This is a genomic window from Mesoflavibacter zeaxanthinifaciens subsp. sabulilitoris (assembly GCF_014191595.1).
Taxonomy (GTDB): Bacteria; Bacteroidota; Bacteroidia; order Flavobacteriales; family Flavobacteriaceae; genus Mesoflavibacter; species Mesoflavibacter zeaxanthinifaciens.
The window spans coordinates 133,179-158,715 of the sequence record NZ_JACHWV010000005.1 but is presented as its reverse complement, the minus strand read 5'-3'; the positions used below and the strand labels follow the sequence as shown (position 1 = coordinate 158,715).

At 31.5% G+C, this 25,537-nt stretch carries 21 protein-coding genes and 1 tRNA gene; 9 read left to right on the top strand and 13 right to left on the bottom strand.

Annotated features, from left to right (window positions below; genetic code table 11):
* Positions 1–10: 10 nt before the first annotated feature.
* From pth to FHS04_RS08925, 3 genes are all read right to left on the bottom strand, one after another.
* Entirely contained in the window at positions 11–643 is a 633-nt protein-coding gene (gene pth, locus FHS04_RS08935; protein ID WP_106677310.1) for an aminoacyl-tRNA hydrolase, read from the bottom strand.
* A gap of 79 nt (positions 644–722) precedes the next feature.
* Positions 723–1,355 carry a 50S ribosomal protein L25/general stress protein Ctc gene (locus FHS04_RS08930; RefSeq protein WP_106677311.1) on the bottom strand — a complete coding sequence of 211 codons (633 nt, stop codon included), beginning with the start codon at positions 1,353–1,355 and terminating at the stop codon, positions 723–725.
* Between the two features lie 29 nt (positions 1,356–1,384).
* On the bottom strand, positions 1,385–2,326 hold the full coding sequence (locus FHS04_RS08925; RefSeq protein WP_027879550.1) for a ribose-phosphate pyrophosphokinase: 942 nt from the start codon (positions 2,324–2,326) through the stop codon (positions 1,385–1,387).
* A 144-nt stretch (positions 2,327–2,470) separates the two neighbouring features.
* Here FHS04_RS08925 and FHS04_RS08920 point away from each other — a divergent pair.
* A tRNA-Leu gene (locus FHS04_RS08920) sits at positions 2,471–2,552 on the top strand.
* A 35-nt stretch (positions 2,553–2,587) separates the two neighbouring features.
* Here the strand turns inward: FHS04_RS08920 and FHS04_RS08915 are convergent.
* Together FHS04_RS08915 and FHS04_RS08910 are read right to left on the bottom strand one after the other, a co-directional pair.
* Positions 2,588–3,592, bottom strand: a complete 1,005-nt coding sequence (locus FHS04_RS08915; RefSeq protein WP_106677313.1) for a LacI family DNA-binding transcriptional regulator — start codon at positions 3,590–3,592, stop codon at positions 2,588–2,590.
* Positions 3,593–3,665: 73 nt separating this feature from the next.
* Positions 3,666–4,655 (bottom strand): SMP-30/gluconolactonase/LRE family protein, encoded by a 990-nt coding sequence (locus FHS04_RS08910; protein ID WP_106677315.1) that lies wholly within the window; start codon positions 4,653–4,655, stop codon positions 3,666–3,668.
* Between the two features lie 143 nt (positions 4,656–4,798).
* On the opposite strand from FHS04_RS08910, the gene FHS04_RS08905 reads away from it, so the two are divergent.
* The 3 genes from FHS04_RS08905 (at position 4,799) to FHS04_RS08895 (ending at position 7,565) form a co-directional block, all read left to right on the top strand.
* On the top strand, positions 4,799–5,386 hold the full coding sequence (locus FHS04_RS08905) for a HupE/UreJ family protein (RefSeq protein ID WP_027879547.1): 588 nt from the start codon (positions 4,799–4,801) through the stop codon (positions 5,384–5,386).
* A gap of 152 nt (positions 5,387–5,538) precedes the next feature.
* Entirely contained in the window at positions 5,539–5,970 is a 432-nt protein-coding gene (locus FHS04_RS08900) for a deoxycytidylate deaminase (RefSeq protein ID WP_027879546.1), read from the top strand.
* The gene (locus tag FHS04_RS08895; protein WP_106677317.1) at positions 5,970–7,565 is read left to right on the top strand and encodes a S41 family peptidase; all 1,596 of its coding nucleotides are present in this window, start codon (positions 5,970–5,972) and stop codon (positions 7,563–7,565) included. Before FHS04_RS08900 ends, FHS04_RS08895 begins: the two co-directional genes overlap by 1 nt.
* Before the next feature lie 24 nt (positions 7,566–7,589).
* Here the strand turns inward: FHS04_RS08895 and FHS04_RS08890 are convergent, their stop codons facing one another.
* The 3 genes from FHS04_RS08890 to FHS04_RS08880 are packed head-to-tail and all read right to left on the bottom strand — an operon-like array spanning position 7,590 to position 9,028.
* Complete coding sequence (locus tag FHS04_RS08890) at positions 7,590–8,192, bottom strand: FAD-dependent oxidoreductase (protein WP_106677319.1); 603 nt, start codon at positions 8,190–8,192, stop codon at positions 7,590–7,592.
* Between the two features lies 1 nt (position 8,193).
* Positions 8,194–8,394, bottom strand: coding sequence for a hypothetical protein (locus tag FHS04_RS08885; protein WP_106677321.1), 201 nt, complete (start codon positions 8,392–8,394; stop codon positions 8,194–8,196).
* A gap of 52 nt (positions 8,395–8,446) precedes the next feature.
* Complete coding sequence (locus tag FHS04_RS08880) at positions 8,447–9,028, bottom strand: MarC family protein (RefSeq protein ID WP_027879542.1); 582 nt, start codon at positions 9,026–9,028, stop codon at positions 8,447–8,449.
* A gap of 129 nt (positions 9,029–9,157) precedes the next feature.
* On the opposite strand from FHS04_RS08880, the gene FHS04_RS08875 reads away from it, so the two are divergent.
* Complete coding sequence (locus FHS04_RS08875) at positions 9,158–9,724, top strand: DUF3109 family protein (protein ID WP_106677323.1); 567 nt, start codon at positions 9,158–9,160, stop codon at positions 9,722–9,724.
* A 78-nt stretch (positions 9,725–9,802) separates the two neighbouring features.
* Here FHS04_RS08875 and FHS04_RS08870 read toward each other — a convergent pair whose 3' ends face one another.
* The 3 genes from FHS04_RS08870 to FHS04_RS08860 all read right to left on the bottom strand — a co-directional run bounded on the left by FHS04_RS08870 (position 9,803) and on the right by FHS04_RS08860 (position 14,401).
* Positions 9,803–10,678, bottom strand: a complete 876-nt coding sequence (locus FHS04_RS08870) for an OmpA family protein (RefSeq protein ID WP_106677509.1) — start codon at positions 10,676–10,678, stop codon at positions 9,803–9,805.
* Between the two features lie 142 nt (positions 10,679–10,820).
* Entirely contained in the window at positions 10,821–13,124 is a 2,304-nt protein-coding gene (locus FHS04_RS08865) for an inorganic phosphate transporter (protein WP_106677325.1), read from the bottom strand.
* 74 nt (positions 13,125–13,198) lie between these two features.
* Positions 13,199–14,401 carry a porin gene (locus tag FHS04_RS08860; protein ID WP_106677327.1) on the bottom strand — a complete coding sequence of 401 codons (1,203 nt, stop codon included), beginning with the start codon at positions 14,399–14,401 and terminating at the stop codon, positions 13,199–13,201.
* 370 nt (positions 14,402–14,771) lie between these two features.
* Between FHS04_RS08860 and FHS04_RS08855 the strand changes: the two genes are divergently transcribed.
* Positions 14,772–15,131, top strand: coding sequence for a toxin-antitoxin system YwqK family antitoxin (locus FHS04_RS08855; RefSeq protein ID WP_106677329.1), 360 nt, complete (start codon positions 14,772–14,774; stop codon positions 15,129–15,131).
* A 73-nt stretch (positions 15,132–15,204) separates the two neighbouring features.
* On the opposite strand, the gene FHS04_RS08850 is transcribed toward FHS04_RS08855, so the two are convergent.
* On the bottom strand, positions 15,205–16,377 hold the full coding sequence (locus FHS04_RS08850; protein ID WP_106677331.1) for a multidrug transporter: 1,173 nt from the start codon (positions 16,375–16,377) through the stop codon (positions 15,205–15,207).
* 43 nt (positions 16,378–16,420) lie between these two features.
* Positions 16,421–19,225: a TonB-dependent receptor gene (locus FHS04_RS08845; RefSeq protein WP_106677333.1), complete on the bottom strand. Its 2,805-nt coding sequence runs from the start codon at positions 19,223–19,225 to the stop codon at positions 16,421–16,423.
* Positions 19,226–19,427: 202 nt separating this feature from the next.
* Between FHS04_RS08845 and FHS04_RS08840 the strand changes: the two genes are divergently transcribed.
* Genes FHS04_RS08840 through FHS04_RS08830 form a run of 3 tightly spaced genes read left to right on the top strand, consistent with a single transcriptional unit; the run spans position 19,428 to position 25,514 of the window.
* Positions 19,428–20,768: a deoxyguanosinetriphosphate triphosphohydrolase gene (locus FHS04_RS08840; RefSeq protein ID WP_106677335.1), complete on the top strand. Its 1,341-nt coding sequence runs from the start codon at positions 19,428–19,430 to the stop codon at positions 20,766–20,768.
* A 44-nt stretch (positions 20,769–20,812) separates the two neighbouring features.
* Positions 20,813–24,784 (top strand): thrombospondin type 3 repeat-containing protein, encoded by a 3,972-nt coding sequence (locus tag FHS04_RS14410; RefSeq protein ID WP_106677337.1) that lies wholly within the window; start codon positions 20,813–20,815, stop codon positions 24,782–24,784.
* Positions 24,785–24,788: 4 nt separating this feature from the next.
* Positions 24,789–25,514, top strand: a complete 726-nt coding sequence (locus FHS04_RS08830; RefSeq protein WP_106677339.1) for a fibronectin type III domain-containing protein — start codon at positions 24,789–24,791, stop codon at positions 25,512–25,514.
* The last annotated feature ends 23 nt before the right edge of the window (positions 25,515–25,537 follow it).

Sequence of the window (25,537 nt, the reverse complement as noted above, 5' to 3'; positions counted from 1 at the left end):
CTTCCTTTTTTTATTTACCGTTAAAGGTATTCATTGTGTTATTAACTCCAGCTGTACCAAAAGATTTAATTAGTTCTATACTTTTGTCTAAGCGTTCGGGTAGTTTTTGGTTTTCTTCTTCATCCCATTCTCCTAAAACGTAGTCTACTTGTCTACCTTTACTAAACGCGTCGCTTATGCCAAATCTAAACCTATTGTATTTAGTTGTGTTTAATTTTTCTTGAATATCTTTTAAGCCATTATGTCCTCCGTCACTACCTTTAGTTTTTAAACGTAAAGTTCCAAATGGTAAGTTTAAGTCGTCAGTGATAACTAATAAGTTTTCTAAGGGTATTTTTTCTTTAGTCAGCCAATATTGTACAGCTTTTCCGCTAAGATTCATATAGGTGCTGGGCTTTAAAAGTATAAATGTTCTTCCTTTAAATTTATAAGTTGTAATATCTCCTAGTTTAACTGTTTCAAAAGTTAATTCTTCTTTAGACGCTAATTGGTCTAAAATTTTAAAACCGATATTGTGTCTTGTATTTGTGTACTTTTCGCCAATATTTCCTAAGCCAACAATTAAAAATTTTTTCATAGGGTTTTGTTCTTTAACTAATACAGTTGGATTTTTTTTAAATAATTTTTTGAAAAAATCACACATCTTATAAAGTTTTATTTTTTCAAAAATAAAAAAGCATCCTGAATTAACAGAATGCTTTATTTATGAGTTTAAAAAGAGTTTATTCTTTTACAGCTGCAACATCGTCTGTTTCAGTTGCTGGTACATCTTCATCTTCATCCTCATCATCATCAGCAACAGCCATAGATGCTCTAGAACGTCTTACTTGACAAACTACAGTGTTGTCTGGATGCATAAATTTGAAGTCTTCACTATCTAAAGCAGTAATATAAAGTTTATTACCAATCTTTAAATCTGTAATATCTGCTTCGATGTAATCAGGTAAATTACCTGGTAACGCTTTTACACGTAAGCTACGTTTGTTTTTACGTAAAACACCACCGTTTCTTACACCTCTAGAGTTACCTGTGAATTGTACAGGAATTTCCATTGTTACTTCTTTGTTATCAAATAATTGGTAGAAGTCAATGTGTAAAATATTATCTGTTACTGGGTGAAACTGAATGTCTTGTAAAATAGCATTGTAAGTGTCTCCATTTTCCAGCTCAATCACAACTGTATGCGCATTTGGCGTGTATACTAGTTTTGAGAAGGCTAATTCTGGTGCAGAGAAATGCACTGGGTTGTCTCCTCCGTATAATACGCAAGGAACCTGACCAGCATTACGTAAGGCTTTTGTTGCTTTTTTGCCCACGCTTTCTCTTTGAGATCCGTTGATTGTAATTGATTTCATAATTGTTATTTATATTTATTTAATTATTTCTACATTATAAATTTTGAGCTTATTGATGCATTATGATGTACATTATGCATTACTTCTGCAAATAAATTTGCGCAGCTTAAAACTTTTACTTTTTTGCTTTCTTGCTTAAGAGGTATAGAATCTGTTACAATTAACTCTTCTAATCTAGAATTTTCTAATCTCTCATAAGCGGTGCCAGATAGTATTGGATGAGTACAAATCGCTCTTACGCTTTTTGCTCCTCTTTCCATCATTAAATCTGCTGCTTTGGTTAATGTTCCAGCAGTATCAACCATATCATCAACTAATACAACATTTTTACCAGTTACGTCACCAATAAGTTCCATATGAGAAATTACATTGGCTTTAGCACGTTGCTTATAGCATATTACTACATCGCTTTGCAATGCTTTAGAGTATGCGTAGGCACGTTTTGATCCTCCCATATCTGGAGAAGCTATAGTTAAATTGTCTAAATTTAACTCCTTTAAATAAGGTAAAAATATAGTAGATGCAAATAAGTGATCTACTGGTTTTTCAAAGAACCCTTGTATTTGGTCTGCATGCAAATCCATTGTTATAATGCGAGTTGCTCCTGCAGTTTCCAACATTTTTGCAACTAATTTTGCTGCAATTGGTACTCTTGGTTTGTCTTTTCTGTCTTGTCTAGCCCAACCAAAATAAGGTAGTACTGCTGTTATGTGTCTTGCAGATGCACGTTTTGCGGCATCTATCATTAATAACATTTCCATTAAATTTTCAGAACTAGGATTTGTAGATCCAATTATGAAAATTCTTGTTCCTCTTATAGATTCTTCATAAGAAGGTTGGAACTCTCCATCGCTATACGTTGAGGTAATTATTTTACCTAGATTAGTACCGTAAGCAGCCGCAATTTTTTCTGCTAAAGCTTTACTTTGCGTTATAGAAAATATTTTGGCTTCTGTTGTTGTACTAGACATAGTAATGTGTTGTTAAGCAGCACTTAAGACTACAGATTTTTATTTGAGGTGCAAATTTAGTATAATTTTTCAGCTTTAAAAGACATTAGTAGCTATTTTTAGTATAAAAGATTAAAATTATATTTAATTTTGCACTTCCTAATTGCTCAAGTGGCGGAATTGGTAGACGCGCCGGATTCAAAATCCGGTTTCTTCGGAAGTATGGGTTCGATTCCCATCTTGAGTACAAGGTCTTCTAAATGTGATGTTTAGAAGACTTTTTTATGAGGATTGTCTGTTTTGGATTTTTGAAGCAACTACAATATTTTCAAATGGTTTCTCAGGGAATTTTAATCGATCTATCAATAATTTTGTGGCTTTTCTTCCTATTTCTATACCATTTTGGCTTATAGTAGATAATTCTGGAGTTAGATGAGATGCTGTTCTTTCACTAGAATAGCCAATAATAGCAACATCTTTAGGTATTTCTAATCCTTTTTCTTTAACAGATTTTAGACCAGATAATGATGATTGAATATCTAATGCTATTATAGCATCTGTTTGATTATTACTTAAAAATAAATCTGTTTCTTTTTTTATACCTTCTTCGGATGATGATACTACATAAGACTCTAAAAACTCTATTCCGTTTTCATTAAGCGCTTGTTTGTAACCTGCTATTCTTGATTTACCAACTGTTAAGTTGCTAATAGTTGATACTAAAGCTATCTTTTTTCTTCCAGATTTTATTAAATGTGATGTAGCTTTGTAAACTGCTTCTTTATCATCTACCAAAACTTTATCACAATTAATATCTTTAACTACTCTGTCAAACATAACAATAGCTTTTTTATTATCTAGAGCAGATGTAAAATGAGTATATTCTTTTTTAATTTGAGTTTCTTCAGAAGCGGTTACTATAAAACCGTCTACAATTCCGTTTGAGAAATGGTTTAAGTTATTAGATTCTTTTTCTAAAGATTCATTTGTAAGACTAACAACTAAGTTGTAGTCTGTTTTTGCAATTTCTTGTTCAATACCATATAGAACTTGTGCAAAAAAGAAGTTTTGTACACTTGGGATAACTACAGCTATGGTTTTGGTAGTTCCAGATTTTAAATTTCTGGCTAATACATTAGGTTGATATTTATGAAGTGCAGCAAGTTCTTTTACTTTAGTTTTGGTATCATGACTAATTTCTGGGCTATCATTTAATGCTTTAGATATTGTTGATATTGAAACACCTAATATTTTTGATAACTCTTTTAATGTGATGCTTTTCTTCATTTTTTCTGAATTTCCCAAGTATTAAATTTACAAATTCCTACTATAATAGCAAGAATTAATATTGTTTTTTGTTTTATCTAATTGCTTCTTTAAAAAAGAAAGCTGGTCTGCCTTTAGCTTCTGGTTTATATTTAAAAATAGATCCTGCTAGAGGATATTTTTCTCTTTCTTCATTTGTCATATCTTTGGTAGACGTTGTGATATATAAAACATCCAAGTTTTTGCCTCCAAAAGCACAAGATGTTACATTATGTGCAGGTACTTCTATTTTTGAAATTAGCTGTCCTGTTTTTGGATTAAATTGCGCTACAGCATTACCATTCCATAAAGCAACCCATAACATATCATTTTGATCAATAGTCATTCCGTCTGGATAGCCTAAAGATTCTGGGACATTAACTGCTACTTTTTCGTTAGAAATTGTACTGGTCTTTATGTCGTAATTATAACTTTTAATGGTTTTGGTTGGTGTGTCTATATAATACATGGTTTTTGCATCTTTAGACCAAACAATTCCGTTAGAGATTGTAACGCTATCAATCATTTTTGTTGTAGTTCCGTTAGGTGCTACTTTATATAAGCTTGCTTTAGGTGAAGATTCTTTTAAATGCATAGAACCAACCCAAAAATTTCCTTGTGGGTCACACTTTCCGTCATTAAAACGGTTCTCGGTCATCGAAGCTTCAATATTAGAAATTTGATTTAATTTACCGTTGTCTAAATTTACCTGATATATACCATCTTCAAGAGCTATAACCGCTTGCTGTTTTGTATAAGGGACAACGGTCCCTATTTTTGATGGTGTTTTAATTACGTTATTATTTTTTGTTTTAGGGTTATATATATTTAGTGTTTGTCCTTCAATATCTACCCAGTATAATTCTTCAGTTTTATAATTCCATATAGCGCCTTCACCTAATTTAGAGTTAATTTTATATTCTAGGGTAGCAATATTAGTAATCTCATTTTTTTCTACTGGTGTTTTATTTTCCTTACAACTAGTTAACGTTAATATTGAAAATAGAAGTGTAAGTGCTATAAATTTAAAAATTGTTTTTACCATTAGTATTAGATGCGAATTGAGTAATTTTTTTGGCGAAGATACAACCAAAAATAAGTTTTAAGTTTTGACATAAGTAAATATTGAAATTACTTTTGCGTTTTTTTACTTTTTGTATATTTACCCAACCCTAAAAATAACACCTAATGTTTAACGACTTTTGGCAAACTGTACAATATGGAATGAATCATGTGCTAGATATTAATGCATATGACCATGTATTATTTTTAATCGTATTAGCTGTACCTTATTTATTTAGAGATTGGAAACGCGTTTTATTACTGGTTACCATGTTTACAGTAGGACATACTTTATCTTTAATTTTGTCTGTTTATGGTCATGTACGTGTACAAGCAAGTTTGATTGAGTTTTTAATACCAATTACCATTTTAATTATGGCAGTTTACAATGTGTTTACTGCTGGTAAGCAAAAAAATAGCCAGAAAATTGGTATTCTATTTGTGTCGACATTGTTTTTTGGTTTAATACACGGTTTTGGTTTTGGAAGAGAATTTAGAATGAACTTAGACTCTGGCGATAATAAATTTATAGCTTTATTAGAGTTTGCTTTAGGTATAGAAATAGCGCAAATAATAATAGTCTTTATTGTTCTATTTTTAGGATATATATTTCAAACAATATTTAGGTTTTCTAAAAGAGATTGGATGATGGTAGTCTCTTCAATAGTAATAGGACTAGTAATTCCGATGTTAATAGATAATTGGATTTTATAGTAATTAAATATTAAAAAGAGCCAATTTTATCTAAATTTTTCATAAAACTTATCCTTTTAAATTGTAATTAAAATACTAACCTTATATCTTCGTTATAGGTTTGGGTTAGGTTTTTTGTTTGTCTACCTAAACATCTGACAAAAACTAACTACATGTCCAAAAAAAAACAATTAAAATACGATAAGGCGTATTTGCGTATAGCTAAAGAATGGGGGAAATTATCTTACTGTAAACGTAAACAAGTTGGCGCAGTTATTGTAAAAGATAGAATGATAATCTCTGATGGTTATAACGGAACACCAACAGGCTTTGAAAATTTTTGCGAAGATGAAGAAGGTTACACCAAATGGTATGTTTTACATGCCGAAGCTAATGCAATATTAAAAGTAGCCTCATCAACACAATCCTGTAAAGGAGCAACATTATATATAACACTATCACCGTGTAAAGAGTGTAGCAAGCTAATACACCAAGCAGGTATAATACGCGTAGTATATAATCAAGGATATAAAGATGATTCTGGTATAAAATTTTTAACCAAAGCAGGTATACAAGTAGAACATATAGAACAATTAGAAGAATAATGTCAAAATTTAAAGTTTACATACCATTTATAATAGGACTAGCAGTAGCAGCAGGCATATTTATTGGTGGTAATTTAGACTTTGGAGACACATCAGATAAACTATTTACATCAAACAGTAAAAAAGACAAGTTAAATAGACTAATTGATTATATAGATTACGAATACGTAGAAGATGTCAATACAGATAGTATAGTAGACGTTACCGTAAACGGAATATTAGATAACTTAGATCCACATTCGGTTTATATTCCTAAAGAAAAAATGAAACGTTCTGCCGAAAACATGAAAGGAAATTTTGTGGGTATTGGTATTAATTTTTACACATTTAAAGACACAATAACAGTAATAAAAACTGTTGAAAACGGTCCAAGTGCTAAAGCAGGAATAAAAGGTGGCGACCGTATACTAGAAGCAAACGGAAAATCTCTTTTAGGCGAAACAAATGATAGTTTAGTAGAAACTTTACGAGGTAAGCGCTATTCTGAAGTCAAGTTAAAAGTCTACAGAAAAGGAGAACCCAAACTTTTAACCTTTAACGTAACAAGAGATGTTGTACCAATAAAAAGTGTAGATGCAGCATACATGTTAACCGAAGATTTAGGTTACATAAAAATTAATCGTTTTGCAGAAAGCACATACAAAGAATTTAAAAAAGCATTAAAACATTTAAAAAAAGAAGGTGCAAATAGTCTAGTTTTAGACTTAAGAGAAAATCCTGGAGGATTTTTAGAAATAGCTGTGAATATTGTTGACGAATTTTTAGAGGATAATAAACTTATTGTTTATACAAAAAACAAAAAAGGAGATATAGAAAAAAGCTACTCAACATCTAAAGGAGATTTTGAAACTGGTGAACTTTTTGTAATGATAGACGAAAATTCAGCATCAGCTTCAGAGATTATTGCAGGCGCTTTACAAGATAACGATAAAGGTACAATTGTAGGAAGACGATCTTATGGAAAAGGTTTAGTCCAACGCGAAATGCAATTAGGAGATGGTAGCGCAGTACGCTTAACAGTATCTAAATATTATACACCAACAGGACGATCTATACAAAGGTCTTACGCTAATGGTAATACAGATTACTATGATGATTATTCGTACAGAATGAAAAGTGGTGAGCTAATTGACGAATCTAAAATTGAAGTAGCAGACTCATTAAAATATACAACACCAAAAGGAAAAGTAGTGTATGGTGGTGGCGGAATTATACCAGATGTTTTTGTGCCTTTAAACAGAAAAATGGAAAACGAAACACTTAGCTTTTTAGAAAGAAAAGGTTTTTTTAATAATTTCATTTTTGAAGAAATAGAAAAAGACCGCAATTATTACTCTTCTATATCAAGACAAGATTTTTTTGATAATTATTTAGTAGAAGATAATATGATTAAAGATTTTGAAGAGTATTTGAAAATTAAAACAAGATCTAACATTGTTTTTGTAGCCTATAGAGAAGAAGTTAAACATTACCTAAAAGCTACAATAGCAGAACAGCTATATGGTTTTGGTGCTTACCATAAAATACTTAATAAACACGATGATATGATTGATAAGGTCATCCAATTACATCAGAAAGTAGAAGTTGAAGAGTAATCTTTTCTGTAAGACTAAAATCACCTACGCCTTATCATGCACTTTAGTGTGCTTGCCATTATTCCAAATTGTTAAAATATCTGTAGCAACATGTGCACCGCTTCCAGAAGCAATTGCAAATTGACTACGCCAACCAGCTAATGTACCTGCTACATATAGGTTTTTTTTAACTAAATGATCTTTATTTTCTAACCAGATTCTATCTTTTTCAATAACAGCTCTAGGATGAGGTTTTATGTAACTTTCAAGACCTTCAATGTCTAATAAATTAGTATATCCAACAGCAACTACTACACGTTTAGTGTCGTAGCTTTGTTTATTAGTGGTTACAGTAAAGCCAAAGTTAGTTTCTTCAATTTTTTTTACTTTTTCTTTTTCTATTTGCTCTACTTCTGGATATAAGTTAGCTAATTGCTCTTTTCCATCTTTAAGAATATCATCACCTAATGTGCCAGGTTGCAATCCTAATACGTTATTAAATAATGCAGTTTGTAAATGCGAAGCTTTTTGATGCATAATAATAGCAACATTTTTTCCTTCTGCAAAAGGTTTTTTTAACCCAGAACCTAATACCAATGCACAAGAAAGTCCAGCTGCGCCACCACCAATAATAATTGTATCTTTCATCTTAAAGTCCTTTACTTTTAGCTTCAATTTTTTTAGAAATACGTAAAATTTGAAGTAACATTATAGCACACAAAGAGGCAATAATTGTAATTAGAGCAATTAAACTTTGTCCTTCTAATAAAGCGTCAAGATTTAATTGTGTAGCGTTAAAAATAATTAATGCTACAGCTAATAATGTAAGAATATGTATAAAGATTTTCATTAGTTTAAAGATGTATAAATGCTTTGTAAAAGTTTATACAAAAATACAATATTTAAGCTAATAAGATTTTAATGTTATCGGTAAATAATTTTACAGCAATAGCTAATAATACTACACCAAAAACTTTTCTAATAATTTGTATACCGTTTTGACCTATAAGTCGCTCTATACGTCTTGATGTTTTTAAAACAATGTATATAACTATAACATTTAAAACTACTGCTACAATTATGTTTTGGATACTATATTCTGCACGTAACGATAATAATGTTGTTAAACTTCCTGGTCCAGCAATAAGCGGAAACGCTAACGGAAAAACAGAAGCTGTCATTGGATTAGTTTCTTCATCTTTATAAAGGGTGATGCCTAAAATCATTTCTAAAGCAATAAAAAACAAAATAAACGCACCTGCAACAGCAAAAGAGTTAACATTAATACCAATTAGATTTAATATACTTTTACCTAAAAACAAAAATGCAATCAAAATAATACCAGCAATAATAGCTGCTTTTTCACTTTGAATATGACCAGCTTTTTTACGTAAATCTATAATAATAGGAATATTACCTACAATATCAATTACAGCAAAAAGGACCATAAATACGGTAAAGATTTCTTTAAAACTTAACGACATAGTATTAGGGTTTAAATTTGGCGCAAAATTAGTTTTAATTCATTGAAATTCAAGCGAAATATTGATTTCTTTTTAAGGTCTTTTTTTTGAAACAAATAGCTCTATATTTGCAAAAAATATTAAATCAAAATGTTTCAGTTAGGAAAAACTATTGTTTCTGAAGATATTATTGAAAAGGACTTTGTGTGTAATCTATCGGCTTGTAAAGGTGCATGTTGTATAGATGGAGATGCTGGTGCACCGTTGTCTAAAGAAGAGGCAGATATTCTTGAAGAAATCTACCCGAAGGTTAAACCTTTTTTACGTAAAGAAGGTATAGAAGCTATAGAAGCACAAGGAACATCTACAACAAACGACTGGGACGAAATTGAAACACCGTTAATTGACAATGCCGATTGTGCCTATGTTATTTTTGATGACAAAAAAACTGCGCTATGTGGTATTGAAGAGGCTTTTAATAAAGGCAAAATAGATTGGAAAAAACCAATATCTTGTCATTTATATCCAATACGTGTTAAAGATTATACAGAGTTTTCTGCAGTAAACTATGAACGATGGGATATTTGTGATGACGCTTGCTCACTAGGTAAAGAGCTACAAGTGCCAATTTATAAGTTTGTAAAAGACGCTTTAATAAGAAAGTTTGGAGAAGATTGGTATAGCGAGTTAGAAAAAATAGCTAATAAAATGAAGTAATTTGTTGTAAACACTATAAAACAAAAAAGAGTAGACTTATGTCTACTCTTTTTTGTTTTCAAATTATAGTTTTATAATTTACATATCGTTAGCTTCTAACGTTTCACTAGAGGCCATTAGTGCAAAAAACTTATCAATATTTGGTAATATTACAATGCGTGTTCTACGGTTTCTTGCGCGGTTTTCTTTACTGTCGTTATCTGTTAGTGGTTGGTAACTGCTTCTTCCAGCTGCAATTAATTGCTCTGGCGGTACACCATAGTCTTTTTGTAATGCTCTAACAACAGAAGTTGCACGTAGTACACTTAAGTCCCAATTATCTTGTATTTTGTCTGTATTAATGGTTCTTGAGTCTGTATGACCTTCAATCATAACATTTAAGCTTGGCTCTGACTTAATTACATCTGCTACTTTTTTTAATACTTTATTGGCTTTGTTATTAATTCTATAGCTAGCTGTATTAAATAGCATTTTATCTGAAATTGAAATCATTACTACAGTTTCGTCAATATTTATTGAAATATCATCGCTTTCATCAATTTCACTTTCATCAACAAATTTTTTAAGATTTAAAGATAAAGCTAAGTTCATAGAATCTTCAAGAGTAGTAACATACTTCATTACTTCTGGATCTACCTTACTTAAGGTTTTACGCATGCCAATTTTTGATTGTTCTGAAATAACAGCTTTGTTACCAACTGCATCAAATTTTGTTTTGTTTTCTTCTGTAAGCTCTCCAACTTCTTCGGTAAGGTTATTAATTTTAGAGTTATAATTTTGAACTCTAGCTTCTATAATGGCAAACTTTTTTTCAAGTTCTTCTTTTTCTACTCTAGTTTTAGTTAGTTCACTTTTAATTTCGCCTTTTTCTTGTTCTAAGGCTAAATATTTCTTTTTTGAAACGCAAGCAGTTAAAAATATTGCGCTTAGTGCTACTAATGTTAGTTTTTTCATAAATAGTTTAAATTTTTGAGTTACTTTATTTACGCTCACTAACATGGTATAGATGTTTAAATTTTGTTAAAGTCAAAATTTAAACATTAAAAAAGCCTCAATATTTTGAGGCTTTTAGAAGTTATTATTTTAATAGAAGTATTTATTCTTCTTCCTTTTCTAAGACTTTAGCTGGAGGAATTTTACTATCAAAAGATGTATTATATTCTTCTAATAAATTCATCGTAGCATTTAATAGATCTTTAGTTTCTAATAATAGACTAAAGTATAAGGTTGTATTTTTAGGAGAAGATTCTTCAGTGCGAGTACGTTCTACTTGTGCAGATATTTTTTCTTTTACTAAAGCATATAACTCCGTTTTTTCATTTAAAATTTCTCCAATCTGATCAAAAGAACCAGAATCAAAAGCTTGTCTAGTGTCATTAAATAAAGCTTCTAGTTTTTCGTCAACTTGCTTTAATTCTTTTATTTGATTGAATTTAAGTTTTTTATGGTTGTTGTGTATGTGTTTATGACTGGCTTTAGAAATGTATTCTAAAGACTGTGTCATATCTTGTAAGTAGCTTAAAATATGTATGTAAAAATTACTTGCTCCTACACTAGACTCATCTAAATTCTTTATAAAATAAAAGATGTTGTCTCTTAAATCGTCAACTTCATCAGATAGTTTTTTGACTTGTTTTTTATTTTTCTTAAGCATCGATAAATCTTGTGTAGCCAGACCATTTATAGCATTGGTGTAAATTCTGTTACCACGTTTTACTACATTAGCAATATTTTTAGCGCTTTCGTGAATAACACCTTGTATTGAGCTACTTTCTGCTTTTGTTAAACTATCTTCTGCTTTAGTTACTTTTAATTTTTTGTTATGAGCCATAGAACTTCTAATTAATAAAGCAAAAGCTGTTAAAAGTAAAATTGGGAACATTACATTAACATTTAAGTTAAGTAAATATGCTACTAAAGCAGCTGCTAAAAAAGCACTAATAGCTGTGAAAAACCAACCGCCAATCACATTAATTACTCCAGCAACTCTATATACTGCACTTTCTGCGCCCCATGCACGATCAGCTAAAGATGAACCCATAGCTACCATAAACGTTACGTAAGTTGTAGATAAAGGTAGTTTATATGAAGTTGCTATAGAAATTAATACCGCAGCTACCATTAGGTTTACTGCTGCACGAACTAAATCAAATGCAGGTAATTCTACCTCTTTGTTTTTAGGTATATTAAGTTTTGGTGCTTCAAATTGCTTATCTATTTTTTGTTGCCAAGACTCTGGTAAAATATATGATGACATTTGAGACATTAGCATTGCAGATCTTACAAAGCTACGCGATAAAAAGTTAGGCTGAAAGCGCTCTTTAGTATTACTTTGACTAGATAAATCTAGTGATGTTTTAACAACGTTTTTAGCTTTTGTAGAAAACCACAAAGTTACTACCATAATCATTCCTGCAGCTAGTAATAACCAATTGTTAGTAGGTACTTTTTCTGCTAATATTTCCATAGAAAAACTAGAAGCAACATCACCAGAAGCCATCCAAGCATCGTATGCATTGTAAGCCGCCATAGGTACACCAATAAAATTAACTAAATCGTTACCGGCAAATGCAAGTGCTAAAGCAAAAGTCCCTACAATAATTATTAGCTTGTAAATGTTAGTTTTTAATGCTGAAATAAATAAGAAAGATAAAATAGACCAAAATACTAAACTAGCAGCAACAATAGATAAGACTTGCTTCTCAAGGAAATCTTTCATGGTTGCGCCACCTAAAATCTCAAAAGATTCTTTAGCATATGAAGTACCTTTTAATCCTTTCATGAAAATGAAGTAGGTAATTGCAGTTAATGCAATACCACCAAACAAAGCACCAACCCAGTTTGCTTTCTTTTCAAAATTATAAGAAAGAAGTAATCTTGAAATCCATTGTACAAATGCGCCGACCGAAAAAGCTACTACTACCGAGAGCAAAATACCAAATATGATTTGAGATGCTTTAGAAGTATTAATATATCTAATAACTTCACCAAAATCACCACTATTATGTCCAATCTTAATTAAAGCAACTGCTACAGCAGCACCAAGTAATTCAAATACAATAGAAACAGTAGTAGAGGTAGGCATACCAACAGAATTGAAAAAGTCTAGTAGTAAGATATCTGTAATCATTACCGCCATAAAGATGATCATGATTTCATCAAACATAAATTGGCTAGGGTTAAAAATTCCTTTTCTAGCTACCTCCATCATTCCGCTAGAAAAAACAGCACCAACAGCAACACCAAGACTGGCTACTATCATTATAGTTTTAAAAGAAATGGCTTTAGAACCTATAGCTGAATTTAAAAAGTTTACAGCATCATTACTAACACCAACGACAAGATCTGCAATAGCAAGAATGGCTAAAGCAATAATCATGTATAAATATATGTTTTCCATAGTTTGTTAAAATAAGTGTGCAAATATCTGAAGTGATATTGAGTATTATGTTATCTGAATGTTATATTTTTTTATTAAAAATGGATGTCAAAACCAAGTCTAAAGGTAATATTATCTTGTTTATTATCTAATGTAGAATAACTAAAATCACTTTGTACTTTTAATTTATGACCAACAATAAATTTATTAACACCTAAGGTGTATTGATTTCTAGGAAGCTTTTCAGTCACAGCTTCATAATCTAAAGTTGTATACCTTCCTACAATTTCATAATTATTTTTAAATAAATAACCTGCTTGAAGGTTTATAGCATTACCTGTAAGCACAATATCTCCTGTTGGTGTTATTCCATCTGTGTCAATTGCAATGGGTTGGTCTGCAGTTCTTTTTGCGTATTCGCCCATAAAAGAAAGTCCTTTATATTTAAACATAGCATCAGCAAAAATAGTCGTAATATCTGTTTCATAAAGAGAGCCATTACTTTTAAACATATACGATCCTAAAACGCTTCTGTCTTTTACTGCGTCTTGATTTAAATCATATGTAAAACCAACCATTAATTTAGGTTTTTGTTCTCTTTTTAAATCAGATTGAAAATAATCACCTTTTGAACTAAAAGTTCCGAAAGGTAAAAATTCTAGTCTTGCTGTATATTGTAAGCCACCTTCGTTTCCTTCTGTTACATTACGACCTTCTCCTTGCGATAATGCAAATTTTTCACGCATTAAAAAATTTCCACCTAAATTAGTTTTGTGTCGTAATTGAATACCCATATCACGATCTATATTAAATCTACTATTTAATAAAGAACGATCTATAAGCTGTAGGTTTGCAGAAGATACTACACGCTCTACATTACCTGGTAATTTTGTTTGTCCTGCCCAAAGCTCCCAATTTTTTGCAAAATTCCACATAATTACCGCATCTAGAATGTATCTAGGAGTATTTCGGTTAAATTGATTAGCGCCAGAAATATCTCTGTTAGATAATCCTAATTCGATTTTGTATTTAAGTTTTGGGCTGTAAGCAAATCCGTCAAATTTAAGTCTGGCTCTACGAACTATAAAGTTATATTCTGTATTTTCGTATTTATCACCATTATAGTCCCAAGAAGAGTTATATCTAACCTGAAAACGAGGCGCGAATTTTATACTAAATGAGCTATCTTTTGCAGTAAAATTGATTAAGCCTTTACCAAAAGATGTATCACTAATTTCTTGTGCATATATAAAAGAAAAAACACCTAAAATTAATGCTAGGGTAAGTTTTAGTTTCAAAATTATTAGTTTTTGTCGCTGCAAATAACTAACTCTAATGTTAACTAAATGTTTACAAATGATTAATTTTTAAGAAAAAAGACTGCTTTGGCCAAAAGCAGTCTCATTAGAAATCATGATAATGTAGTCGACAAAAACTAATAGATTATATGAAATACTAATTGATTTGTCTTAAGACATTACAAATGTCAGTGTTGTAGGTAATGTTATTGTAATGTGTATATTAACTTATTATTAATTTGCTGGTTATTTAATAGTTACTTGTTTTTTAGGTTGTTATAAATTTAATGTTAAATTAATGTTATGTAAATGTTGCATAAATGTTATGTCTTTATTATATTTGATGTAATAATGTAAAAATCCCATAATTATGAAGAAATCAATTTTAATGTTAATTGTCTTATTAATTACAGCGGTTTCTTTTGGACAACAAAAGAGAGATTTAAAACTTAACAAAAAAATCAATTTAATCGAGGTTACTTATTATCATGACAATGGAGTTGTTAGCCAAAAAGGTTATTATACTTTAGATGGTAAGCTTGAGGGTAAATGGTTAAGTTATGACGCTAAAGGCAATAAACAAGTTTCTGCAAATTATGATAATGGTAGAAAAGTCGGCAAGTGGTTTTTTTGGAATGAAACTACTCTAAAAGAAGTAGATTATGACAATAACGTTATTGCTAATGTTAGCTTATGGAAAGAAAAAACTTCTTTAGCAACTAGCAATTAGTTATCAAAAACAAGAGAATAAAAAAAAGCCTAGTCGTTATAGACTAGGCTTTTTTATTTTAACATGTTTTTAATTATTCAACAGTCCAACCTGCTCCCCAAGTAGCATAATCATTAGTTGCTCCGTTTCCTTCACCTACGTAGAAGTCTGCATCTGTAAAAGATACTGTTGTGTCATTTTTTACTTTAGTAGTAACATCTACAAATGTTACATTAGTAACTTGTAAATCGTCACTAATAACACCATTACCTGTGTCTTGATCATCAAGATCAAAACCTTCGATGTATCCTGTAATATGTACGTTGTTAAAGATACCTTGTGTTCCTGCTCTTAGTCTTATAGCTTCTGCATGTCCTGCAGCTGTACCTTGACCAACAATTGTTAAGTTGTTAACGGTTGGTTTAGAGAATGTACCTGTAGCGTTGCTAAAATCTGTGTTGTATCCATCAGCTTCAATAGCTTTATCGTCAGTAATTCTGTTAGATATATATACGTTTGTTAACGTACCAGAGTAACCTTCTGTCCAGTCTACAGAGTCGTCTTCTGCATTGATAACAGAAACATAATTAGCATTTACTGTACCACCAAAAAACTCGATACCATCATCTTTACCTGCGTAAGCTTGGATGTAATTAACATCTGTACCGTTACCTACACCGTAAAAAGAAATACCATTGTTTTCAGATTGTCCATCTGCAGCTCCACCAGAATACTCTACACGCACATAGTTTAAAGATCCAGAATCATCATCAGAAATATTTCCTCCGTATGGTAGACTAGCAATTTCTGAAGTTGCTGTGTTTGTTCCTGTTACAGAGTTTATTGGTGCTCTTCCTAATAAAATTAATCCTCCCCAATCTCCTGCAGCTGGGTTAGCAGCATCAGAAGTAAATACTATAGGGCAATCTTGAGTACCATTAGCTACAATTTTAGCACCTTGAGAGATTGCTACATAAACGTCTGCTCCAGAAGCTAAAGCTTCAATAGTCATACAAGCAGGAATAGTTAATGTAGTACCACTTGCCATGATTAAAGAACCATTAATTTTGTAAGTGTTATTTGCGTCTAAAGTTAAATCTTCTGTGTAAGTACCAGATAAGAAAATTGTTTGAGGATCTGTTGTACCACCGCCAGAGTTGTTATTTGTAACACTATTGTCATTAATTACAATATCTGAAGTGTCGTCTGTAGAGCATGAAAATATCATAGATACTAATGCTAAACCAAGAATTATTTGTTTTTTCATTTTTTTAGTTTTTAATTTTTATTCTTAATTGTGTTATTGATATTTAAAATTTGTATTTAAGTTGAAGTCCTAAGTTGATACCTCTTTTATAATCTGTTACACCTTTACCATTAGCAGATGTAACTAAAATGTCACCTTGATTTTGGTCTTGTCTAACGTATTGTATTGAAGGGTTTAGTAAATTTTTTGCACTAAGATTAACTTCAAAATTGTCCTTAATAGTGTTTTTCCAAACAAAATCTAAAGTAGGAACACTTTTTTCTATAATATTACCAAGATCTCCAGATCCTAATGCATCTATTCTGTCTGAAAAGTAAGAGAATACTACGTTAGCTACCGGTTTGTAGTTGTTAAAAGTAGGAGAGTAGCTTATATCTGCATTTAAGATTAAAGGAGAAGCGCCTTGTAACTCATCTTCACTTTTATTAAAAGCTAAGTCAAAAGTTCCGTCTATATTTTCGTATAAATCTTGTTTAGTGTCCATGTAAGTTGCGTTTACACCAAAAGCTAACACTGCGTCTTCGTTTTCGTCTTCGATTATGTTCTTTCTCAACTCTACTTCAACACCGTAAACTTCAGCTTTATCACCAGTTCTTACGTAACGTTGTGTTCCTGTAGCATCACCAACAACAACTAAATTAATTGGATCGTTAATTTGTTTTGCAAATACACCAACTGAGAATATTTCACCTCTTCCAAAGAAAGATTCAAATTTTAAATCGGCATTATAAATATCAGAGTATCCTAAAGCATCAGGGTTACCTCCATATCGTACAGATACATCTTCATAAACAAACGGAGCTACTTCTTTAAACTCTGGTGTAGATACTGTTTTACTTGCAGAGAAACGTAGATTTTGGTCTTCGTTTATAGCGTATTTAATGTTTAAACTAGGTAGGATAAAAGTCTCTTTAGATGTCTTAGAGTCGTTACCATTGTTACCTAAGTTAATTACATCGTAAGCTATGTTTTGTTCAAAGCTTTCTACTCTAATCCCAGGAACAAATAACCATTTTTCTCCTGCTTTTATTTCTGCATCTAAATATCCAGCATAGATGTCCAGTTTACCTGTGTACGTATTTTCAAAAAGTCCTGGTCTATTTGTGTTAGATAAAGTTGGGTAAGGTTTAATTACTTTAATTTCGTAAATACCACCACTACTTGCATTTAGATTTAAATTATCTAGGTTAAAGACAGAATTTAAGTTGTTTATATCTGTAATTTCGTAGCTACCATCAACTATATCGTAACCATATCTTATGTTATTAAATAATCTTTTCTTGTTACGACCATTATAACCGATATTGAATTTTAATTTTTCATTAGCTTCATAAGACAGATTTAAACGTCCGTTGTACTCATCATCCTCAATTTTTTGAAAATAACGTTGATTATCAAAAACAACATTACTGTAGAATGTTGGGTTAGTAGAAGGATCATTATCTAAAGCATATTGATAATTTTCTACGCTAAAACGCTTTCTGTCTGGTTGATCAGAAAATACTTTGTTGTAACCAAATCCCCAATCTAACTCAAATTTTCCTGATTTGTGATTTCCTAATAATTGATTAACAAACATTTTAGTTTGATCAAACTGAACATTTTGTTGGTAAAACCCTTGGTCTGTATTTAAAATTGCATCTCTATTTCTACCTGTTCCATCAATACCAAAATAACCGACAACATCTGAAGAACTATTAATAAATACTGAATTAAAACTTATGTTATTATCACTGTTTATTTTGTAGTTTAAGTTTGCCATAGCTGTAGTAGTTGTAGAATATTCATATTCTTCTGCAGCTTCAAATGCTTTTTTCTCAACAGTAGAAAAATCTACAGCTTTACCGTTTCTGTATTCGTAGTTATTTTCAAATCCTCCTGTAACAAAGAAACTTAATCTTGAACCGTTTTCAAATGAATGAGAGCTTCCTCCAGATGCTCCATAAGCCACATTGATAGGTGAGTTTACGCTTACAGGATCAACACCGTGAGATAATATAACGGCAAAAGGGTTGTGGTCATATCTTCCGTAGTATCCAAAATAACCAGTCCCTTCACTTCTTACAAAGTTTTTGTCTATAGCATTTGTGTTAAAACCAGAACCAGTAAATACATCTACAAAACTTCCACCTTTATGTTCTTTAGAAGTTACATCTACATTACCAGCAGAGAAATCTCCGTAAAATTGAGCTGCATATGCTTTGCTAATTGATACATTTTGAATTACATCTGAAGAGAATAAATTTAAGTCAATGTTCTTTTTATTAACATTATTTGATGGTAAAGACAAACCGTTCATAGTTGTATTAAGGTAACGATCACCTAAACCTCGAACATATACATTACTAGACCCTTCTTGTTTAGAAACACCAGATATTTTAGCGACTGCACCAGCCGCATCACTTACTCCTTTTCTAGATAACTCATCAGCACCTATTATTTGCTTGATTTCAACAGCTTTTTTCTGTTCTAATAAAACCGCTACTTCGCTTTCTCTTTTAGTGGTTGTTTGAATAACAACTTCTTCTAAAGAAGCAGCATTAGCGCCCATTGGGACATTTATTTCGGTGACTTTACCAGCTTCAACAGTTGCTTCTATTGTTTGAGTTTCGTATCCAACAAAGCTATACTCAATTACATAATCACCTGGCTTTAGATTATCTAACATGTAAAGACCAGCATCATCTGTAGTAGTACCTTTTGAAGTGCCTTTAATTAGAATATTAGCAAAAGGAAGTGGTTCGTTGTCAAATTCTTTATCTGTAAGTTTACCAGCTATAGAACCAGTGTCTTGGGCGTTTGCGTATACACTAAATAATGTAAATAATAATAGAAATATTTTTTTCATTGCGTTGTTTAAATTCTTGGTGCAAAGAAACTGGCAAACTGTAAAGTCTAAGTTAACTAGGTATTAATAGTTAATCACTAAAAAGTTAGCTTAACGTTATGAGATATGTTGTTTGTTTATTGCTAGAAAACGTTTAGTTAACATTGAAAAGGAGAACATTTTACGTGTCAAATACTTATATTGCAGCTTAAAAACTTATATAATGAATTGGGAACAATTATTATCCTTAAAGCGCTTTGGTGATACTAATAAACGACTAAGAAAAGAACAAGATGAAACTCGCTTAGGTTTTGAAGTGGATTATGATAGGGTTATATTTTCTTCAGAATTTAGAAGTCTGCAAGATAAAACTCAAGTTATCCCATTGTCTCAGACAGATTTTATACACACACGTTTAACACATAGTTTAGAAGTAAGTGTTGTAGGACGCTCTTTAGGAAGAAAGGTTGGTCAAAAGATTTTAGAAAAACATCCACATTTACAAACCACTTTAGGATATCAAGCAAATGATTTTGGTGCAATAGTTGCTGCTGCTGCTTTGGCTCATGATATAGGTAATCCGCCATTTGGACATAGCGGAGAAAAAGCTATAGGAGAGTTTTTTATAAATGGTGAAGGGAAAAAATATCAATCAAAACTATCTGATAAAGAATACCAAGATTTATGTGATTTTGAAGGCAATGCTAACGGTTTTAAAATCGCGACACAAAGTAGGTCAGGCAGAGAAGGAGGATTAAGACTTAGTTACGCTACTTTAGGTGCTTTTACAAAATACCCTAAAGAATCATTACCGAAAAAACCAACTAATCAGATATCAGATAAAAAGTATGGTTTTTTTCAAAGTGAAAAAAAAGCGTTTGTTGATGTAGCTGAAGAATTAGGTTTAATAAAAAAATCTGACGACCATTTAAGATACAATAGGCATCCCTTAGCATTTTTGGTAGAAGCAGCAGATGATATTTGTTATACAATCATAGATTTTGAAGACGGCATAAATCTAGGTTTAATCGAAGAAGAGTTTGCTTTAGAGTATTTAATTAATCTAGTTAGAGACTCTATAAATACTAAAAAGTATGCTTTATTAACTAATACCCAAGATAGAGTAAGTTACTTAAGAGCTTTAGCTATTAATAGTCTTATAAACGAAGCTGTGCAAATATTTATGACTAATGAAGAAGATATTTTAAAAGGAGATTTCAATATTAGTTTATTAGATAAGAGTAAATATGAAGCTCAAATTAATGATATTATAAAGCTGAGTGTTGAGAAAATTTATCAATCAAAAGAAGTGTTAGAAAAAGAAATAGCAGGCTATCAAATAATAAATACGCTTCTAACAACTTACACTAAATCTATTCAGAGTAATTTTGAAGAAGGACCAACATCTAATTATGATAAATTAATTTTAAAGAGTTTGCCAGAAACACTTAGTAAAGAAGGAAGTATATATCAAAGACTTTTAAATATTTGTCATTATGTAGCTTCATTATCTGATAGTCAAGCCATTCTTCAATATAAAAAGATAAAAGGATTTACATTATAGAATATTTTATATTATTTTAGCAAAAAGATTAATTATTTATTATTATGAAAAAGAAATTACTAATAATTTTATTATTAGCCTTAGGGATATTTGCATTATATCAAAATTTCTCTGAAGATAATTCTGCTTTAAAACAAAACAATCAAGTTAGAAATATCCATTCAGAAAACTTAGAAAAAAGCCCATTTAAAAACACTTTAAAACTAAGTAAGTCACAAAGAAAAGCTCAAGGTTTAACGCCAAATAAATTTTACGAGCAAGAATGGGAACTTACAATGAATCCTCTATTAGGACGACCAACACCAGAAAAATTACAACCATTAAGAGATAGCATAAATGCCGCTAGACTAAATACATTAGCTGCAGGAAGAGTGCCAGGTGATGCTATGAATAATGGATGGGTAGAAAGAGGACCAAACAATGTAGGAGGAAGAACAAGAGCTATAATGTTTGATCCAAACGATGCATCAAATGAAACTGTTTTTGCAGGAGGAGTTAGTGGTGGTTTATGGAAAAACACAAACATATCAAATCCAGAATCTTCGTGGCAAAGAGTTAATGTGCCAGAAAACTTAGCTGTATCTTGTATAACATACGATCCAAACAATAGTAATGTCTTTTACTTAGGAACGGGAGAATCTTATGTAGGAGGAGATGTTAACGGAAGTGGTGTTTGGAAATCTGATGATGCAGGAGCAACATGGACAAATGTTTTTGGAGGTATTACAGGTGATACATCATTTCAATCTGCATCTAATATTTCTGTTAATTCACCTTCAGATGTAGCAGGAGACTATTTGTCATACCCAACAACTGCTTTTGGACCAGAAATTACATCTGTAATATCAGCAAATATAGTTTTAGTAGATGATGGAACAGGATTACCAACAGAAGGATGTAGCGCATTAGTTAATGGTGCTCAAATATCGGGCAATATAGCTTTAATAAGAAGAGGTAACTGTAACTTTACTCAAAAAGTAAAAAATGCTCAAAATGCAGGAGCAGTAGGAGTTATTATGATGAATAATGTAGTAGGTCAACCTATCCCTATGGGAGGAGATGATAATACAATTACAATACCATCAGTAATGATTTCTAAAGCAGATGGAGATATACTAGAAGCTTCAATTCTTGCAGGTAGTACAATGACAGGTTCTTTAAATCCTGTGTCTAGTTCGTTTACAGGTAATTTGGTTCCTGGTATTCAGCATATTAATGATATTAAAGTAAGAGATAATAATGGTGTTTCTGAAGTTTATGTAGCTGCAGGTGACGGTTTTTACGGATCTGCTAACGCAACAACCTATCTTGGTGGACCAGAATTTGGACTATACAAATCAACAGATAACGGAAACTCGTGGTCACTAGTTTCTTTACAATCACTAGCAGGAGGCGTTCAGTATTGTCCAAATGATATAGAAATTGGAGCTGATAATAAAATTTGGGTTTCTACAATTGATAGTTATGTTTTTGGTGAAGGAGGCGGAACAATCTTATCATCTACAGACGGAAACTCTTTTAGTGTAGAAGAAGTCGTAGCAGATGCAGATAGAACTCAAATAGCAGTATCTTCATCAGACCCTAATAAAATCTATGTCCTAGCAGAAGGAACAACTGCTCCTGTTATAATGATTAAAACAGAAGATGGTTTCTCTTCAACTACTAATATGACTTTACCAAATGATGCAGATACTGGTATATCCGCAAATGATTTTACTAGAGGTCAAGCTTTTTATGACTTACTTTTAGAAGTAGATCCAGCAAATGACGATATAGTTTATGCAGGAGGTATAGATTTGTTTAAGTCGTTTAATAGTGGTACTTCTTGGTCTCAATTATCTCATTGGTATGGTGGTTTTGGCTATCAAGAAGTTCATGCAGATCAACATGCCTTAGTTTTTGGAAACAATAGTTCCAGTGTCATGTTAGTAGGAAATGATGGTGGAATTTACTATTCATCAAATGCTGGTGTAGTCTTAAGTCCAAGAGATAAGGATTTTAATACAAGTCAATTTTACACTGTTGGTGTGGCTCCAACAACAGCTTTTAACGGAGATTATTTTGCAGGAGGTTTACAAGATAATGGTACGCAATTGTTTCAAAATGCAAATTCAAATGGAGCGGATAGCTCTGTTGAAGCATATGGAGGTGATGGTGCTTACACATTTTTTGATCAAGGAGACGATAAGTATTTTATAAGAAATTACGTGTACAACTCAGGTATTAATTTATTTAATTTAGAAACTAATACTAACGTAACAATTAATAATGAAAATGCTTCTAACGGAGCTTTTATTAACCCACAAGCATTAGACTCTAATCTGGATATTTTATATTCAAATTATTCTAACAACCTTAGTACTGTAATAAGAAGATACTCAGGCATAAAATCTAGCTCAACTTTAACATCTTCAGATTTAACAAATTCTGAATTTGATAGTACACCAACTGCTTTAACAGTTTCTCCTTTTACAACAACATCTTCAACCTTATTTGTAGGAACAGTTTTAGGAGATATTTTTAAAGTAGAAAATGCAGATGGTAGTAGTCCTACTTGGACAGAATTAGAACTTAATAATTTTATAGTAGGAAGTGTGTCTGATATTGAGTTGGGTAATAACGAAGACGAAATTTTTGTTACCATTCATAACTACGGAGTAGAAAATATCTGGTACACAAATGACGGAGGAGCTAACTGGCAGACTAAAGAAGGTAATCTTCCAGATTTACCAGTAAAGTCAATATTAAGAAATCCTTTAAATAATGAAGAAGTAATTATAGGTACAGAGTTAGGTGTTTGGTATACAACCAACTTTTCTGATGCTAATCCAACTTGGAATCCTGCATTTAACGGAATGTCAAATGTTAAAGTTTTAGATTTAGATTTAAGAGACGATAATATGGTTTTTGCTGCTACTTATGGTAGAGGTATATTTTCAGGACAGTTCTCTTTTGATCCAAATGGCGATGATGACAATGATGGAGTTGTTAATGGTGTAGATAACTGCCCAAGTGTTGCAAACGCAGATCAATCTGATGTTGATAACAACGGAATTGGAGATGTTTGTCAAGATACAGATCAAGACGGAATATTAGATATAAATGATAATTGTCCAACAATAGCTAATCCAGACCAATTAGATAGTAATAATGATGGAGTAGGAGATGTTTGTCAGGATTCAGATGGAGATGGTGTCGTAGATTCTATAGATAATTGTGTTGATACACCTAATCCAAATCAAGAAGACGTTAACAATAACGGGGTAGGAGATATTTGTGATACTAGTTATGCAGCTCAAGATAACATTTCAATAGAAGTAGTTTCAGAAACATGCGAAGGACAAGATAACGGTAAGATAAATATTAATGTAAATGAAACATATGTAACTTATACGGTTACCGTTAATGGTCCAGGAACAAATATTTCAGAACAGTTAACAACAAACAACTTAACTATAGAAAACTTATCTGTAGGAGGACCATATACTGTATGTGTGTCTGTTAACGAATATGACCATGTTCAATGTTCAGAAGTAAGTGTTGAAGCTGCAGAAACAATAGAACTAGAGCTTATAGAACAAAATAATGGAGAAGATATTGAGGTTAACATGTACAGAGGTACAGCGCCTTACACAGTGACTTTAAATGGTGAAGTTATTTTAATAACTAGTCAAGACAATATAATATTAGAAAATTTAAAGTCTGGATTGTTAGAAATTAAGACAGCTCAAGCTTGTGAAGGTACTTTTACTAAACAGATTAACATTATAGAATTTAAGGCTACACCAAACCCAGTGGTAGATAATTTAAAAGTTATACTGCCAAATGGTCTAGATGTAAACGCTCTTCCTGTAAATGTTTATGATATAAATGGAAGATTAGTTTATAGTAACTCTTTTGATGTTGCGAATAATAAAGAAATTTATATTCCTTTCCAATCACTAAGAAGCGGAGTTTATTTTGTAAATATTCAGTCAGAAAAAGCACCAAAAACTATAAAAATCATAAAAAAATAATAAGATGAAAAAGAAATTATATAACATAATAACTGTATTATTTTTTAGTGTTGTAATTACTTCTTGTGGAGGAAGTGATGGAGATGGTGGTGATGGAGGAGTAGCTCCTACTCCAGATACACCAAATACAGCGCCAAGTGCAGTTAGTCAATTAATCTACCCAACATCAGATTTATTATGTATAGATAGTACTGTTAATTTTGAATGGGCAGCAGCTACAGATCCTGATGGAGATACAGTAAGTTACGAATTGAGAGTAGCGTTAGATAATAATATGACTAATTTAGTTGAACAAGTTACATCTACAACAACTACAAGAACGTTAACTTTACAGCCTGGTACAGCTTATTACTGGACAGTAACAGCAAAAGATGCAGAAGATTCAGCTAGTCCATCTCAGGTTTTTGCATTTTATACAGAAGGAGAAGGTGTTTCTAACTATGCACCGTTCTTAGCGGATTTAGTAAGTCCTAATGAAGAAGATGCAGTTGTGTCTGGAACAACTTCTTTAAATTGGTCTGGAGCAGATGTAGATATAAACGATACATTAACTTATGATGTATATTTTGGTACATCTAACCCTCCAACTACAGCAGTTAGCACAGACTTAACAGTAGAAAACTTTGATGTAAGTACAGATCCAGGAACAACATATTACTGGCAAATAGATACTAAAGACAATTCTGGCACCAAAACGATAGGTGCTGTTTGGACATTTACAACAAATTAATTGTCCGTTAACTTAAAAAAAAA

What these genes read in the sequence shown, in the direction of transcription:
- pth (WP_106677310.1), bottom strand. Translation starts at nt 643, where the DNA reads ATGTGTGATTTTTTCAAAAAATTATTTAAAAAAAATCCAACTGTATTA.
- FHS04_RS08930 (WP_106677311.1), bottom strand. Translation starts at nt 1,355, where the DNA reads ATGAAATCAATTACAATCAACGGATCTCAAAGAGAAAGCGTGGGCAAA.
- FHS04_RS08925 (WP_027879550.1), bottom strand. Translation starts at nt 2,326, where the DNA reads ATGTCTAGTACAACAACAGAAGCCAAAATATTTTCTATAACGCAAAGT.
- FHS04_RS08915 (WP_106677313.1), bottom strand. Translation starts at nt 3,592, where the DNA reads ATGAAGAAAAGCATCACATTAAAAGAGTTATCAAAAATATTAGGTGTT.
- FHS04_RS08910 (WP_106677315.1), bottom strand. Translation starts at nt 4,655, where the DNA reads ATGGTAAAAACAATTTTTAAATTTATAGCACTTACACTTCTATTTTCA.
- FHS04_RS08905 (WP_027879547.1), top strand. Translation starts at nt 4,799, where the DNA reads ATGTTTAACGACTTTTGGCAAACTGTACAATATGGAATGAATCATGTG.
- FHS04_RS08900 (WP_027879546.1), top strand. Translation starts at nt 5,539, where the DNA reads ATGTCCAAAAAAAAACAATTAAAATACGATAAGGCGTATTTGCGTATA.
- FHS04_RS08895 (WP_106677317.1), top strand. Translation starts at nt 5,970, where the DNA reads ATGTCAAAATTTAAAGTTTACATACCATTTATAATAGGACTAGCAGTA.
- FHS04_RS08890 (WP_106677319.1), bottom strand. Translation starts at nt 8,192, where the DNA reads ATGAAAGATACAATTATTATTGGTGGTGGCGCAGCTGGACTTTCTTGT.
- FHS04_RS08885 (WP_106677321.1), bottom strand. Translation starts at nt 8,394, where the DNA reads ATGAAAATCTTTATACATATTCTTACATTATTAGCTGTAGCATTAATT.
- FHS04_RS08880 (WP_027879542.1), bottom strand. Translation starts at nt 9,028, where the DNA reads ATGTCGTTAAGTTTTAAAGAAATCTTTACCGTATTTATGGTCCTTTTT.
- FHS04_RS08875 (WP_106677323.1), top strand. Translation starts at nt 9,158, where the DNA reads ATGTTTCAGTTAGGAAAAACTATTGTTTCTGAAGATATTATTGAAAAG.
- FHS04_RS08870 (WP_106677509.1), bottom strand. Translation starts at nt 10,678, where the DNA reads ATGAAAAAACTAACATTAGTAGCACTAAGCGCAATATTTTTAACTGCT.
- FHS04_RS08865 (WP_106677325.1), bottom strand. Translation starts at nt 13,124, where the DNA reads ATGGAAAACATATATTTATACATGATTATTGCTTTAGCCATTCTTGCT.
- FHS04_RS08855 (WP_106677329.1), top strand. Translation starts at nt 14,772, where the DNA reads ATGAAGAAATCAATTTTAATGTTAATTGTCTTATTAATTACAGCGGTT.
- FHS04_RS08850 (WP_106677331.1), bottom strand. Translation starts at nt 16,377, where the DNA reads ATGAAAAAACAAATAATTCTTGGTTTAGCATTAGTATCTATGATATTT.
- FHS04_RS08845 (WP_106677333.1), bottom strand. Translation starts at nt 19,225, where the DNA reads ATGAAAAAAATATTTCTATTATTATTTACATTATTTAGTGTATACGCA.
- FHS04_RS08840 (WP_106677335.1), top strand. Translation starts at nt 19,428, where the DNA reads ATGAATTGGGAACAATTATTATCCTTAAAGCGCTTTGGTGATACTAAT.
- FHS04_RS14410 (WP_106677337.1), top strand. Translation starts at nt 20,813, where the DNA reads ATGAAAAAGAAATTACTAATAATTTTATTATTAGCCTTAGGGATATTT.
- FHS04_RS08830 (WP_106677339.1), top strand. Translation starts at nt 24,789, where the DNA reads ATGAAAAAGAAATTATATAACATAATAACTGTATTATTTTTTAGTGTT.